This window comes from Mesorhizobium sp. M0208 (assembly GCF_040322015.1).
In the GTDB taxonomy this organism is placed as follows: domain Bacteria; phylum Pseudomonadota; class Alphaproteobacteria; order Rhizobiales; family Rhizobiaceae; genus Mesorhizobium.
This window is the reverse complement of the sequence record NZ_JAMYSP010000033.1, coordinates 14,971-28,781: the sequence shown is the minus strand read 5'-3', so window position 1 is coordinate 28,781 and position 13,811 is coordinate 14,971. Positions and strand designations below refer to the sequence as shown.

The 13,811-nt window shown below is 63.1% G+C and carries 13 protein-coding genes; 7 read left to right on the top strand and 6 right to left on the bottom strand.

Going from position 1 to position 13,811, the window contains the following annotated elements; translation table 11 throughout:
- Positions 1-18 precede the first annotated feature (18 nt).
- Positions 19-612 (top strand): hypothetical protein, encoded by a 594-nt coding sequence (locus NKJ17_RS25750; RefSeq protein ID WP_352690690.1) that lies wholly within the window; start codon positions 19-21, stop codon positions 610-612.
- 49 nt (positions 613-661) lie between these two features.
- On the opposite strand, the gene NKJ17_RS25745 is transcribed toward NKJ17_RS25750, so the two are convergent.
- Entirely contained in the window at positions 662-1,273 is a 612-nt protein-coding gene (locus NKJ17_RS25745) for an LmrA/YxaF family transcription factor (RefSeq protein ID WP_352690688.1), read from the bottom strand.
- A gap of 150 nt (positions 1,274-1,423) precedes the next feature.
- Between NKJ17_RS25745 and NKJ17_RS25740 the strand changes: the two genes are divergently transcribed.
- Positions 1,424-2,221, top strand: a complete 798-nt coding sequence (locus tag NKJ17_RS25740) for an NIPSNAP family protein (protein ID WP_352690686.1) — start codon at positions 1,424-1,426, stop codon at positions 2,219-2,221.
- A gap of 44 nt (positions 2,222-2,265) precedes the next feature.
- Here NKJ17_RS25740 and NKJ17_RS25735 read toward each other — a convergent pair whose 3' ends face one another.
- From NKJ17_RS25735 to choX, 3 genes are read right to left on the bottom strand one after another with little or no spacing between them, the layout of a single operon-like run.
- Positions 2,266-3,714: an amidase gene (locus tag NKJ17_RS25735; RefSeq protein ID WP_352690683.1), complete on the bottom strand. Its 1,449-nt coding sequence runs from the start codon at positions 3,712-3,714 to the stop codon at positions 2,266-2,268.
- A gap of 8 nt (positions 3,715-3,722) precedes the next feature.
- A complete protein-coding gene (locus NKJ17_RS25730; RefSeq protein WP_352690680.1) occupies positions 3,723-4,562 on the bottom strand; it encodes an alpha/beta fold hydrolase in 840 nt (279 codons plus the stop codon).
- Positions 4,559-5,494 carry a choline ABC transporter substrate-binding protein gene (choX, locus tag NKJ17_RS25725; protein ID WP_352479300.1) on the bottom strand — a complete coding sequence of 312 codons (936 nt, stop codon included), beginning with the start codon at positions 5,492-5,494 and terminating at the stop codon, positions 4,559-4,561. Before choX ends, NKJ17_RS25730 begins: the two co-directional genes overlap by 4 nt.
- Positions 5,495-5,617: 123 nt before the next feature.
- On the opposite strand from choX, the gene betI reads away from it, so the two are divergent.
- From betI to NKJ17_RS25700, 5 genes are all read left to right on the top strand, one after another.
- Positions 5,618-6,220, top strand: coding sequence for a choline-binding transcriptional repressor BetI (betI, locus tag NKJ17_RS25720; protein WP_352690677.1), 603 nt, complete (start codon positions 5,618-5,620; stop codon positions 6,218-6,220).
- A 112-nt stretch (positions 6,221-6,332) separates the two neighbouring features.
- A complete protein-coding gene (locus tag NKJ17_RS25715; RefSeq protein WP_352690674.1) occupies positions 6,333-7,091 on the top strand; it encodes an SDR family NAD(P)-dependent oxidoreductase in 759 nt (252 codons plus the stop codon).
- A gap of 143 nt (positions 7,092-7,234) precedes the next feature.
- Complete coding sequence (gene fumC / locus NKJ17_RS25710; protein ID WP_352690672.1) at positions 7,235-8,632, top strand: class II fumarate hydratase; 1,398 nt, start codon at positions 7,235-7,237, stop codon at positions 8,630-8,632.
- A 159-nt stretch (positions 8,633-8,791) separates the two neighbouring features.
- Entirely contained in the window at positions 8,792-9,226 is a 435-nt protein-coding gene (locus tag NKJ17_RS25705) for a DoxX family protein (protein ID WP_352690670.1), read from the top strand.
- 119 nt (positions 9,227-9,345) lie between these two features.
- The gene (locus NKJ17_RS25700; RefSeq protein ID WP_352690668.1) at positions 9,346-9,759 is read left to right on the top strand and encodes a DoxX family protein; all 414 of its coding nucleotides are present in this window, start codon (positions 9,346-9,348) and stop codon (positions 9,757-9,759) included.
- 171 nt (positions 9,760-9,930) lie between these two features.
- Here NKJ17_RS25700 and ppx read toward each other — a convergent pair whose 3' ends face one another.
- Together ppx and NKJ17_RS25690 are read right to left on the bottom strand one after the other, a co-directional pair.
- Positions 9,931-11,463 carry an exopolyphosphatase gene (gene ppx, locus NKJ17_RS25695; RefSeq protein ID WP_352690666.1) on the bottom strand — a complete coding sequence of 511 codons (1,533 nt, stop codon included), beginning with the start codon at positions 11,461-11,463 and terminating at the stop codon, positions 9,931-9,933.
- A complete protein-coding gene (locus NKJ17_RS25690; protein WP_352690664.1) occupies positions 11,463-13,664 on the bottom strand; it encodes an RNA degradosome polyphosphate kinase in 2,202 nt (733 codons plus the stop codon). Before NKJ17_RS25690 ends, ppx begins: the two co-directional genes overlap by 1 nt.
- Between the last annotated feature and the right edge of the window lie 147 nt (positions 13,665-13,811).

Below are 13,811 nucleotides of genomic sequence, written 5' to 3'. Positions count from 1 at the left end.
CGGGCAGAGGAGGACGCCATGAAAACTGCATCCAGCGGCATGACAATGGCGATCCTGGCGATGACGAGCGCAGCGCACGCCTCGGCGTGCATCGACGCCAAATCGGCCAAGGCCGGCTTCGTTCTCGAAAGGCCTGGCATCCACAGCGAATTTCGTCCGGCGGCGGGCGGAATGGTGGCGGTTGCCAACAAATACCAGTCGCAATCGCCGCAGTCGCAGTACCTGTTCGGCGGGCTGATCGAAGTGTTTCGCGACAGCAGCACAGGGGAGATGGCGATGATCCCGTTTTCCGATCTCAGGAAGGTGTTCCCACTGAAGGCGGGGGCCAAGAGCAAGATCGTGTTTGCCCGTCTTGCACCGAACAAGCCGCCGAAGGGCACCGAGACGCTGGAGATCAACGTCAAGGGCAAGGAGACGTTCAGCCTGGGTGATTGCAAATACGCCGTGCTCGCGGTCAAGCAGACGATCAGGAGCGAGGCCGGCGAGACGCGGGACGAGTTCACCGCGCTTTACGCACCCGATCTGCAGGCAGTTGTGGCCAGGCGCTATGACGAGGGCACCAGCGCCGAAAGCGTGGTCGGCTACGAGCTGATCAAGCCGCTAGCGAATTAAGAGCTCGGCCTCCCCGCCTCGGTCATAGTGAGCGACGGTCCTGCGGGCGTCAAAGGGCTCTGTGCAATATCCTGCTACGTCGCCTCGTTCCTGTTTTGGACGACATAACTCCCTGCTCCAACGCCATCAGGCAGTCGCGCAGCACGCTTGCGTCCTGTGCGGTCTTGGCCATCGACATGGCGCCCGAATAGCTGGCGACAGCAAGCGCTGCGAAGCGCTGCGGATCAGTGCCCAGCTCCCGTCCCGCCCGCTGGTCGGCGCTGATCTTGTCGGCGATCGCCTGGCGCCAGGCCGAAAAAATGCCGGCAAGGGCAATGCGGAAATCCGGATCGGCAAGCGACAGTTCATGCGCCAGGTTGTTGAGCGGGCAACCGCGCACGAAACCTTGCCGCTCCAGCTCCGCCGCGACGGCCGCGAACACGGAGCGCACGCCCTCGCGCGCTGAGGGAGCCATCCGCACCGGTGCGATCCATGTCTCTTCGACCGCGGCGGCGACCCGCTCCTCGATCACTGCAAGCGCCAGCGCCTTCTTGGTCGCGAAATGGTGGTGCAGCGCGCCGCCGGTGACGCCCGCCGTCGCCATCAGGTCGCCCATGCTGGACGCATGATAGCCGCGTGCCTGAAACGCCTCCTCGGCGACGTCGAGCACTTTCTTGCGCATGCCTTCGGGGTCGTTGGTGCGTTTTTGAGCCCGCGACCTTGGGCGAGCGGATATCTCTGCTGACATCTTCACACGATAGCAGATTGACAAAACAGGACAACCGGTCTGTTTTGCAAAACAGGATGACTGTCCTGTTTTGGAGCTCGCGCGATGAACCTGCCTTTGAACGCCATACCTAATCCCGATCTGCTCGCCTCGCCCGTCGTCGAACTCAGGCAATACACGCTGAAACCCGGGCGGCGCGAGACGCTGATCGGCATCTTCGACAATCACCTGATCGAGGGCCAGGAAACCGCGGGAATGACCATCATCGGCCAGTTCCGCGATCTCGACCGGCCGGACATGTTCGTCTGGCTGCGCGGCTTCGACGGCATGGAAGCGCGGAAAAACGCTCTGACCGCCTTCTATGACGGGCCGGTCTGGGCAGCCTGGCGCGACGCCGCCAACGCCACGATGATCGATTCCGACGACGTGTTGCTGCTGAGGCCGGCCTGGGCGGGCGCCGGCTTCGATCTCTCGGGATCGCAACGAGCAATCCAGACGGATCTCGAAGAACCAAGCACAAGCAGTGCTTTGCAGACAATTGTTGTCATCAAGATTCATCATTTGCGACCGGGCCTGGAAGCCGGCTTCGCCCGGGACTTCCAGACCGCGGCTCTTCCGGTGCTTGCCGCATTTGGCGCACAGCCGCTGGCCGCCTTCGTCACCGAACATGCCGAAAACAGCTTTCCGCGGCTGCCGGTGCGGGCCAGCGAAAACGTCTTCATCAGCGTCACGGGTTTCGCCAGCGCCGAAGCGTATGCCCGCCATGAGGCAGCCTTGGCTGCCTCCCCGGACTGGCAGGCGCTTCAGCAGACCGTACAAGGGGAATTCGCCAGGCCCGCGGAGGTTTTGCGTCTGTTACCGACGGCGCGATCGCTGCTCGGGCAGCACCCAATTTCGGTATGAACCAACATCTTCGACGCCCCCCTACGTCGCCGGAGCCTCCTGGTTCATGCCTGAAAGTGCCTGGCATGGATCGCCTGGTAACGCGTGGTCCATGCGGTTGCCTGCTCCAGGTCAAGGGAAACGCGAAGCAGCCGGTGGTCCTCGTTCTTGCGGCCAATAAGCTGGATGCCAATCGGCAGGCCGCCTTTCGACTGGAACAGCGGCAGGCTGGCGGCCGGTTGCCCGGTGACGTTGAAGATTTCCGTGAAGGGCGCAAAGCCGTAGGCCCGGCTCGCCCAAGCCTCGTAGTCGAAGACAGCACCATCGCCATGGATGGCGCCAATCCGGGGCGTAAGCTCGGCCGTCGTCGGCGTCATGATCAGGTCGAACGCATCGAATGCCATCGCCATCGCCAGCGAAGCGCTGTGCACATGGTCCTGCGCCTTGAGATAATCGGCGGCCGAGGATCGCCGAAAACTGTCGAGCGCGTGACGAGTCAGGCTTTCGATTTCGCCGGCCCCCGGCATCCGCCCGATCTCGTCGGCGCGCTCGTCAACCAGCCGCGCGACCTCCGACATCCAGAAGATGCTCCAGTCCGCTTCGGCACTGGCTTCCCGCGGGAAACGCGCCTCTGTGACCTCGTGTCCCATTTCCTCGAGGAGGATCATGGCTTCCTGGAATTTTCCCCCGATCTCGGACGCGACGGGCGTGCCATCCGGCCGGTGCATCAGGCACGCGACGCGCAGACGCTCGCCGGGGGAAGACAGCCAGTCCAGGTAGGATGGCACCGATTTCGGCACGGAGTAAGGCGCTCCTTGTTCTGGACCGGCAGTCATGTCCAGCATAGCGGCGCTGTCCCGAACGGTGCGGGATAGGACACTGTCGGCGTAGAGCCCGGCGCCGACCTGACCTCGATAGGGGCCGACAGGCGTGAGCCCGCGCGACGGCTTCATGCCGAACACGCCGCAACAGGCAGCCGGCACCCGGATCGAGCCGCCGATGTCGGAACCGTGGGCGACCGGCACCATGCCGCTTGCCACCGCGGCGGCAGCTCCGCCGCTTGAGCCGCCCGCCGTCAGCGAAGGATCCCAGGGGTTCAAGGTGGGGCCGCGAAAGCTGGGTTCGGTGACGAAGTCGTTGGCAAATTCAGGCGTGTTTGTCTTTCCCAGCAAGATCAGACCGGCGGCCCGCCAGCGCCGGACGATCTCGCTGTCGGGCTTCGGCGCGGCATCCTTGAAGTAGAGCGACGAGTGCGTCGTCGGCCACTCCCGTACATTGACGCCGGTGTCCTTGACCAAGAAGGGAATGCCGGCGAGTGCGGCCTGCCGGTTGCAGCTTGCCGCCACGGAAAGCGCCCGGTCCGCATCGATCAGTGTCACGGCATTGATGGCGGGATTGATGCGTTCGATCGCTTCGATAGCCGCCTCAACGACCTCGACAGCCGACAGTTCACCCGAGCGAACATGCCCGGCCAGGGCGACGGCATCCAACGCCACGTATTCGGAAAGGTTCATGACTGCTCTCAGCCCAGATTGCCGGTCGCTTCGAGGTCGGCTTCATTCCAGACCTTGAAATACCGGGCGATGGCTGCCGCAACCAATGCCGGATCCTCCCAGTGCGGGTTGTGTCCGCATCGCACCGCGCTTACAAGCGCGGCGGCGGGGATTTCTTCGAGGAGCCGCCGTTGGTGCGTTTCGTCGAAGAGCAGGTCGCGCCCGCCCGCAATGACAAGCGCCGGCAGGTGCAGCGTGCGCGCCTTGTCGGTCAGATCGACGCGCCGAACCTGCTCCAGGATTGCGCACCAAAGTGCCGCCGGCATGGCTGACGCTTCCTTTGCAGCCATGGTCAGGAAGTCCGCTGGAACCTCGGCCTCGCAGGCATGCCAATATTCGTAGAACGGATCGGCCGGCGATATCGGGTCTCGAAGTGCCCGCACACCAATGGTCATCGGGTGATCCTCACCGATCTGCGGGCGCAGCGTTCCGGCCATCAGCACCAGGCCACCGATCATCTCGGGGTAGCGCGCGGCTGCCTCGATCGCCACCATGCTGCCCAGGGAATGCCCGACCAGAACCGGCCGCTCGAGCCGCAATCGCTCGATCAAACTCGCCACATCTTCCGCGAAATCCGCCGGGGCGAAGCCGCGTGTCCCGGCCGGCGAGGCGCCATGCCCGCGCAGGTCTGGAATGACACGCCGGCGCCCGGCGAGATGCGGCGCCAGCAAGGAGAAGCTGCGGCTCGTGTCGGAGAAGCCGTGCACCAGCACCAGCGCGGGCTCCTGCCCGGCGATTTCGACGCAGGCCGTTTCAGCACCGACCTTGCGCTTGCGGCCGTTCCAGCCCGCCTGATCGGCCGATATCACAGGCCGAGCTGCTGCTTGACTGCGTCGAGCGCGGGCTTGCCATCGAATGTGGTGACACCGGCAAGCCAGGCGCCGAGCCTATCCGGATTCTCCTTGACCGCCTTCAGGCCGGCTTCCTCCGGCTTCATGCCGTCATTGATGAGATAGCCCATGCCGAGATTTTCGAAATCGATGTCGAAGGCGAGATTCTTCAGCAACTGCCCGACATTCGGGCATTGCTGCAGATAGCCCTTGCGCACCTGCGTCGTCACCGTCGCGGCGCCGAAGTTCGGTCCGTAGAACTTGTCGCCGCCGCTCAGATATTTGAAGTCGTACATCGTGTTCATTGGATGCGGCGCCCAGCCCTGGAAGACGATGAAGCGCTTTTCCTTGATCTCGTAGCCGACCTCGGAAAGCATGCCGGCTTCACTCGATTCGACGACCTGCCAGCCATCGAGGCCGAGCGACTTATCAGCGATGGCGTCCATCATCAGCTGGTTCGAGCCCGGCTCGATGCCGTACATCTTCCTGCCGAACTTGTCGGCGAACTTTTGCAGGTCGGCAAAGTCCTTGACGCCGGCCTCCCAGACGTAAGTCGGCACGGCAAAAGTGTATTTGGCGCCGACGAGATTGACGCGCACATCGTCCACCGAGCCGTCCTTCTTATAGGGCTCGTAGTAGGTGATCATCGCCGGATCCCAATAGCCAAGGAACACGTCTAAATCATTGTTCTTCAAGGATTCATAGATGACGTTGATGCCCAGAAGCGAACTTGCCGGCTTATAGCCGAGCGCATCGAGCAAGACGCTGGTGACGCCGGTGGTGAAGGCAAGGTCGTTCCATCCAGGCTCGGCCATGCGGACGACCTTGCATTGCTCGGGTTCAGCCGCAAAGGCCGGCTGGATCGCCAGCAGGACGCAGAGCGAGGCTCCTATTCCAAGGCAACGAAGCATTTCGGTTCTCCTCATTTCACCAACGACGTTGACCATTCGGTTTTTAAATTGTCCCAACGGTCAATCATTGATCTCGGCGGACAAAAATGTCAACGTCGGTTTTCGATGCATGGATCCCCGCCCGTGAAACTCAAGCGTCTCAGCGACATACGCCGCAAGGAGCTGCGGCAAGCCGCCTTTGCCGTGCTTCAGCGCGAAGGCATAGCTGGCGCCACCATAGAAAAAGTGGCGGCACAGGCCGGCGCATCGAAGGGCATCGTGCTGCACTATTTCAACAGCAAGCGGGAGCTTTTCGAGCATGCCATGCGCGAATCGAACCTGGTGCTGCGTCATGCGGTGGTGGAGCGGTTGAGGCAGGCGCGTACGCCAATGCAACGGATAGATGCCATCATCGAAGGCAATTTCGAGCCGCATCTCTTCCAGCCGTCCCTCTGCCACGCCTGGCTTTCACTTTGCGCGGAGGTGCCGCGCGACGAAAAGCTTGCCCGCATCCAGAAGGTGATCCATGCGCGCATGCGCTCCAACCTGCTGTCCGGCCTGCGCGGTCTGGCGCCGGGGCGCGATGCTGACGAGATCGCTTTCGGCGTCACCGCCCTGATCGACGGGCTGTGGTTGAGGCTTGGCCTGCAGCCAGGCAGCGTTACGCGTGAACAGGCCATTCATCAGGTCAAGGATTTTGTCGCTACCCGGCTGGCTGTTCGGCGCGGTGCAGCCGCTGCCGAATAGCCAGGCGCATCAGCCGAAAGTTCATATCGTAGGATAAGCCGGAGGCTTGACCACAATCGGCAACGGCGCTGCTCTCCTTACCAGACAAGACGGCAATGCGCGGGCGTGTTGGATGAGACTAGGCGGCAAACGGGCACTGGTCACCGGCGGTTCGGAGGGGATCGGGCTGGCAATCGCCGAGGCTTTCTCGCGCGAAGGCGCGGACGTGCTGATCGTCGGCCGCGACGGCAAAAAACTCGACGCCGCCCGCGAGCAGCTCGGGAATAATGTCGAAACGCTGTCGGCCGACCTGTCGGCCAGCGCCGGCATCGACGCCGTGGTCGAGCATGCCAGGCGCGGCCCATCTCTCGATATCCTCGTCAACAACGCCGGCGTGGCATTCCTGGTGCCCTTCGAGACCGTCAGCGAGGACCAGTTCCAGCAATCGTTCGCGCTCAACGTCACGGCCGTATTCTTCCTCACCCAACGGCTGTTGCCGCATCTCGCGCCGGGCGCGGCTTCGGTGATCAACATCTCGTCCTATTTTGCGCACAAGATGATCCCGAAGCGGCCGTCCAGCCTCTATTCGCTGTCGAAGGGCGCGCTCAATTCGCTGACCAAGTCGCTCGCCTTCGAGCTCGGGCCGCGCGGCATAAGGGTCATCGCCATCGCGCCCGGCACGGTCGACACAGCGATGCGGCGCAGGTCGATCGAAAACCTGCCGGAAGCCGCGCAAGCCGAGCTCAAGGCCTATGTCGAGCGCAGCTATCCGCTCGGCCGTATCGGCCGGACCAGCGACCTTGCCGGCATCGCGGTCTATCTCGCCAGCGACGAGGCGGCGTGGACCAGCGGCGGTATCTTTGCCATCGACGGCGGGTATACGGCGGGGTGAGGAGCGCGCCCTTCCTCCTCGCTTGTGGGAGAAGGAAAAGGCGCGGCTTCAACCGATTTGCATCTCCATCGCCCGCAATCTCCGCTTGAAGGCGTTTGTGCAACGCGATACGCCGTTTGCAAATTGCAAACCGGAGAGACTTCGTGAGCGCGCCAGAGACCAGAACCGAAACCGACACGTTCGGTCCCATCGAGGTCCCCGCGGACCGCTATTGGGGCGCGCAGGCGCAGCGTTCGCTGGCCAATTTCAAGATCGGCTGGGAGAAACAGCCGGCCTCGATCGTGCGGGCGCTGGGCATCGTCAAGCGGGCCGCCGCCGAAGCCAATATGGAGCTGAAGCGGCTCGATCCGGCGATCGGCAAGGCCATTATCGAGGCTTCCCAGGAGGTCATCGACGGCAAGCTGAACGACCATTTCCCGCTGGTCGTCTGGCAAACCGGCTCAGGCACGCAGTCCAACATGAACGCCAATGAGGTGATTTCCAACCGCGCGATCGAGCTTTTGGGCGGCGTCATGGGGTCGAAGAAGCCGGTGCATCCCAATGACCACGTCAACATGAGCCAGTCATCGAACGACACCTATCCGACGGCCATGCACATCGCTTGCGCCGAGCGCATCATCCACGACCTGCTACCGGCGCTGAGGCATTTGCATGCGGCACTCGACGCCAAGACCAGGGCTTTCGCCCACATCGTCAAGATCGGCCGCACCCACACGCAGGACGCGACGCCGCTGACGCTCGGCCAGGAGTTCTCCGGCTATGCGGCGCAGGTCGCCTCGTCGATCAAGCGCATCGAAATGACCCTGCCCGGCCTGCAGGAATTGGCGCAAGGCGGCACCGCGGTCGGGACCGGTCTCAACGCTCCGGTCGGTTTTGCCGAAAAGGTGGCGGCGCGCATCGCCGCGATCACCGGCATCGATTTCGTCACTGCGCCGAACAAGTTCGAGGCGCTGGCCGCCCATGATTCCATGGTGTTCTCGCACGGCGCCATCAATGCCTGCGCGGCGGCGCTGTTCAAGATCGCCAACGATATCCGCCTGCTCGGCTCCGGCCCGCGTTCGGGCCTCGGCGAATTGTCGTTGCCGGAAAACGAACCGGGCTCGTCGATCATGCCTGGCAAGGTCAATCCGACCCAATGCGAGGCGATGACACAGGTTTGCGTGCAGGTGTTCGGCAACAATGCGGCGATCAGCTTCGCCGGAAGTCAGGGTCATTTCGAGCTCAACGTCTACAATCCGCTGATGGCTTATTGTTTCCTGCAATCGGTACAGCTGCTGGCCGACGCTTCCGTGTCGTTCACCGACAATTGCGTCGTCGGCATCGAGGCCCGCGAAGACAACATCAAGGCGGCGCTCGACCGTTCGCTGATGCTGGTGACGGCGCTTGCACCGACGATCGGCTACGACAACGCCGCCAAGATCGCCAAAGCGGCGCACAAGAACGGCACCACGCTGCGCCAGGAAGCGCTGGCCACCGGGCTGGTCAGCGAAGCCGACTATGAGCGGCTGGTGCGGCCGGAGGACATGACGCATCCGGGCTAGGGTGTTGATATGCCTGGATCACAACACCCATGTTCATCGCGAAAACGTTACCTAGGTGAACAATCCGTAACCAATCTGACGTCTTTGGTGAACAGTCGACCTGCGCTAACTAGGCGGGTATCCCAAGCCGTTTGGCCAAACCCTTCTGGAGAGTTACGCATGTCCACCAATACGTCCACCAACAATTCGTTTGCCGGTTCCGGAACCGCCGCCGGCGCCTCGGGCACGATCCTGCTTGGCCGCCTCCTGCTTTCTGTCATCTTCTTGCTTTCCGGTTTCGGCAAGCTGACGGCGATTGCCGGCACCGCCGGCTATTTCGGCAGCCTTGGCCTGCCGCTGCCGATGGTGACCGCCATTGTCGTCGGCCTTATCGAACTGCTTGGCGGCCTGGCCATCCTCGTCGGCTTCCAGACCCGGATCGTCGGCTGGGTAATGGCGATCTTCACCGTCGCCACCGCGCTGGTCGCCCACACCGGCTGGGCCGATCAGATGCAGATGATCAATTTTATGAAGAACCTCGGCATTGCCGGCGGCTTCCTCGTGCTCGCGTCCTCGGGCCCAGGCGCGTATTCGATCGACGCCAAGCGCGGCTGAAGCAGTCCAGCATTTCCTGAACAAAGGGGCGCGGAATTTTCCGCGCCCCTTTTTCGTTGTCGGTTTATATCCGCTGGCTGGAACTCTGCTAGGATCGGTCGCCGATATCGGAGGACACCATGCCTCGCAATACGCTGCTCTTGCTTTCCCGGCTGCTGCTCGCCGCGCTGTTCGTGCCGTCCGGCTTCCATGCGCTTGCCGACATCGCCGGCACATCAGGCTATTTCGCCGGCCTCGGCCTGCCGCTGCCGACGCTGGTGGCTTGGGCGACAGGCCTGTTCGAGCTGATCGCCGGGCTGCTCATCCTCGTCGGCTTCAAGACGCCGGTCGTGGCGCTGCTGCTCGCTGCGTTCTGCATCGCGGCGGGCTTCCTCGGTCATTATGGCCAGGGCGGCGACGATCCGACGCTGACCTTCATGCATTCACAGATGCTGATGAAGGACATTGCCATAGCAGGCGGTTTCCTGGCGCTGGCAATGGCTGGTGCGGGCGCCTGGTCGGCCGACGGGCGGCTGGTTGCAGCGAGCGCCTAAGCTGCCGCCCGGTTTATTCGGTGTCCAGAAAAACGAACTTTGCGAGACGGCTCACATTGACGGGCCCGCGAAGAGGACGAAGATCCCGGCAACCAACAGCTGAAGAACCTGCCTGGATTTCACGGCGTTTCCCTTCTTTCCTCAACGGTCGCGACGCGACAGCGCGGGCGTCTATTTGACAGACATGCTGGGCCCGCCCTCGACCGCCAGCACCAGCCGGCGGTTGGTGACCCTTGCCAGCTGTGCCAGCCGGCCGGCCGGCCGCTCGCCGTAAAGATCGGCCAGCGCTGCCGGCAGCACCAGCGCCAGCACGCCATTGCCGCGGTTTTCCCATTTCAGTCGCGGCATGACGCCGGGCATTGCCGCGCTCAGCAAATAGACGACGCGCAGCAGCGCGGCCAGCACGCGGGCGCGCTCGAGATAGCGCGGTGTCGCCAGCCCGCGGATTTCCGGAGCGGCTTCATTGAACACGCCCTCGTGGCGAAACAGGCTGACAAGTGCCAGGAAGGCGCGGCCGGGATGGTCGACGCCAATAAACGAGGCGTGAGCGATGATGTTGAGCGATTGCTTGCCGCGATATTCGGGATGGGCACGCCAGCCGATATCCGCGAGCAGGCAGGCGGCGTGGCGGTAGCGCGCCTCATCCCTGGTCTCGTCGATGCCGAAGGCGGCGAATGCCTTGCCGGTCCATTCGACAAGCTCATGCGCGTGGTCGACCGAGCGCGAGCGCAGGCGGGCAAGCTCTTCCGCAGCCGAGATCAGCGGATCGGCCTTCTGCTCGGCCTTATCGAGCAGCGAATAGAGAAAGCCCTCGCGCACGCCCAGCGCCGACACGATGATCTTCGACGGCTGCATCGCCGCCATGATCTCCTGCAGCACGATGGCGCCATAGGGCAGCAGCGAGCGGCGGTTCTTGGAGATGCCCTCGATGCCTTTGATCTTGTCGATCTCGGCTTTGGCGACCTGCCGGAGGAAGTTCGCGGCGCTTTCGATGCCGATCTCGTAGTGGTGCATGACGCCGAGCGGGTAGTTGGTCATTTCCATGTGCAGCCGGGCGAGGTTTCGCCAGGTGCCGCCGACCGTGTAGAAGGCCCTGCCCTGCCCGCCCTTCAGCAATTTCGCCCGCGCCAGTTGCTCGCGCGTGATCCTTGCCGCCTGGGCCAGCGAGTTCTTCGCCATGTCCTGCAGGCGCAAGCCGCCCAACGGCAGCGTGATGCCGTCACCGATCGTCTCACCGTCGATGTCGATCAGTTCGAGGCTGCCGCCGCCAAGGTCGCCGGCGATGCCGTTGGCCGGGTGGAAACCGGAGATCACGCCGAGTGCCGAATAATGAGCTTCCTCGCGGCCGCTCAGCACCTGGATCTCGGTCCTGAGCACATCCTCGGCGCGGTGGATGAAGTCGGGGCCGTTGACCGCCTCACGAGCGGCGGCGGTCGCCAGCACATACATGCGCTCGGCGCCGGCCTGGTCGGAGAGCGCGCGGAAGCGGCGGAACTCTTCCATCGAACGCGTCACCGCCTCGGGATCGAGCTTTCCGGTCGAAACGATGCCGCGGCCGAGGCCGGCCAGCATCTTTTCGTTGAACAGCAAGGTCGGCGAGCGCGCCAGCCCCTCATAGATCACAAGACGGATCGAGTTCGACCCGATATCGATGATGGACAGCGGTCGGCGGTCCTGGAGCCGGCCCTGGGACGCTGAAATCATCAGCCCGTCGCTGCGTTCTGTTTCTTGCGGCGTTTGAACTGCGCAATGCGCTTGGGCGCATGCGACTTCAACGCATCGCCCCTTCCGGACAGGCTCGGATTGGTCATGAAATATTCCTGCGCGTTGAACGGTTCCTCGCCCTCCTCCAGCACGACGCGCCGGGAGGTTCCGTCAGCCAATACGTCGAAACTTTGCTGGTTGTCCATGATGTTGCCGAGCATGATCTGGCCGAGCACCTGCTCATGCACAGTTGGATTGGTGATCGGCACCATGGTCTCGACGCGGCGGTCGAGATTGCGCGGCATCAGATCGGCCGAGGAGATGTAGACGATCGCCCCGTCCGAGGGCAGGCCGTGGCCGTTGCCGAAGCAATAGATTCGGCTGTGCTCGAGGAAGCGGCCGACGATCGACTTCACCCTGATGTTCTCCGATAGGCCGGGCACCTGCGGTCTCAGGCAGCAGATGCCGCGCACGACGAGATCGATCTCGACGCCGGCGCGGCTGGCATCGTAGAGCGCGTCGATGACGATCGGGTCGACCAAGGCGTTCATCTTCATCCAGATGCGGGCCGGTCTGCCCTCCAGCGCGTGGCTGATCTCATCCGAAATGTGCTGGAGGATGCGGTCGCGCAGCGTGAACGGCGAGATGGCCAGCCGCATCTGCTCGGCCGGCTCGGCATAGCCGGTGATGAAGTTGAACAACTGGGCGACATCGCGCGCGATTGTCGGGTCGGTGGTGAAGAAGGACAGATCGGTGTAGATGCGGGCGGTGACCGGGTGGTAGTTGCCGGTGCCGAGATGCACGTAATTGCGCAGCCTGCCGTCCTCGCGCCGCACGACCAGCGACATCTTTGCGTGGGTCTTCAGTTCGAGAAAGCCAAAGACGACCTGGACGCCGGCACGCTCGAGGTCGCGCGCCCAGCGGATGTTGGCCTCCTCGTCGAAGCGCGCCTTGAGCTCGACCAGCGCCGTCACCGACTTGCCGGCTTCCGCCGCATCGACCAAAGCCCGTACGATCGGGCTGTCGTTGGAGGTGCGGTAGAGCGTCTGCTTGATCGCCACCACTTCCGGGTCGGCCATTGCCTGGCGCAGAAACTGCACCACCACGTCGAAGGATTCGTAAGGGTGGTGGACGATGATGTCCTTCTCGCGGATCGCGGCAAAACAGTCGCCGCCATGCTCGCGGATGCGCTCGGGAAAGCGCGGATTGTAAGGCGTGAACTTCAGATCGTCGCGGGCGACGGCGACGATCTCCGAGATCTGGCTGAGCGCCAGCGGACCGGTGAGCACGCTGATCCGGCTGGCCGAGACGCCGAGCTCGCCGGCGACGAAATCGCGCAATTCGGCCGGCATCGACCTGTCGAACTCGATGCGGATGACCGAGCCGCGGCGTCGCCGCTTCAGCGCCGTCTCGAACAGCCGCACCAGATCCTCTGATTCTTCCTCGACCTCGATATCGCTGTCGCGGATGATGCGGAACGTGCCGGAGCCCTTGACCTCATAGCCGGGGAACAGCTTGCCGATATAGAGACTGACCGCCTCTTCGAGTGGAATGAAGCGGACATGATGCTTGCGATCCGGCAAACGGATGAAGCGCCTCAGCGCCACCGGCAGGCGCAGAAGCGCGCTCATTTCCTCGCCGTTCTTGCGATGGCGCAATTGCAGCGCCATCGAGAAACCGAGATTGGGAATGAACGGAAACGGATGCGCCGGGTCGATCGACAGCGGGGTCAGGACCGGAAATACCTGCTCCTGGAAATGGTCCTCGAGCCAGGTCTTCTCGTCCTTGGTCAGCGCATCGCGGGTGATGCTTTCGATGCCTTGTTTGTCGAGCAGCAGCATCAGCGCCGAAAGGCTGTTCTGCTGGTCCTCCTGCAGGCGCTCGACCTCGCGCAGCAATTGTTCGAGCTGCTGCTCGGGAGTGCGCCCATCCGGGCTCTTCAGCACGATGCCCTCGCGCACCTGACCGGCAAGACCGGCGACGCGGACCATGAAGAATTCGTCGAGGTTGGCAGCCGATATCGACAGGAACCGGACGCGCTCGAGCAGCGGATGATTGGTATTCAGCGATTCCTCGAGCACGCGCCGGTTGAATTGCAGCCAGGAAAACTCGCGATTGACGAAGCGGTCGGGATTGCCGCCTTCTCGGCTCGCGGCCTCGACGGTGATGAATTCGTTCTGGACCGGCTTCAGTTCGTTCATGGTTTCCGCTCTTCCCACACCGTTCGACGACCACAGCCTTAACCGGCTTAACTTATCCTCTGACAGGCTTTTGCGACAGTTTCATTTCATCGATCTTGCAAAGAGACGGGTTATGATCCAGATGCAATCGACAAGATCAGGAGACGA

Coding starts and splice junctions, on each gene's coding strand:
- NKJ17_RS25700 (WP_352690668.1), top strand. CDS start 9,346: ATGCCTCGCAATACGCTGCTCTTGCTTTCCCGGCTGCTGCTCGCCGCG.
- NKJ17_RS25690 (WP_352690664.1), bottom strand. CDS start 13,664: ATGAACGAACTGAAGCCGGTCCAGAACGAATTCATCACCGTCGAGGCC.
- NKJ17_RS25735 (WP_352690683.1), bottom strand. CDS start 3,714: ATGAACCTTTCCGAATACGTGGCGTTGGATGCCGTCGCCCTGGCCGGG.
- NKJ17_RS25740 (WP_352690686.1), top strand. CDS start 1,424: ATGAACCTGCCTTTGAACGCCATACCTAATCCCGATCTGCTCGCCTCG.
- NKJ17_RS25705 (WP_352690670.1), top strand. CDS start 8,792: ATGTCCACCAATACGTCCACCAACAATTCGTTTGCCGGTTCCGGAACC.
- choX (WP_352479300.1), bottom strand. CDS start 5,494: ATGCTTCGTTGCCTTGGAATAGGAGCCTCGCTCTGCGTCCTGCTGGCG.
- NKJ17_RS25715 (WP_352690674.1), top strand. CDS start 6,333: ATGAGACTAGGCGGCAAACGGGCACTGGTCACCGGCGGTTCGGAGGGG.
- NKJ17_RS25750 (WP_352690690.1), top strand. CDS start 19: ATGAAAACTGCATCCAGCGGCATGACAATGGCGATCCTGGCGATGACG.
- NKJ17_RS25745 (WP_352690688.1), bottom strand. CDS start 1,273: ATGCGCAAGAAAGTGCTCGACGTCGCCGAGGAGGCGTTTCAGGCACGC.
- ppx (WP_352690666.1), bottom strand. CDS start 11,463: ATGATTTCAGCGTCCCAGGGCCGGCTCCAGGACCGCCGACCGCTGTCC.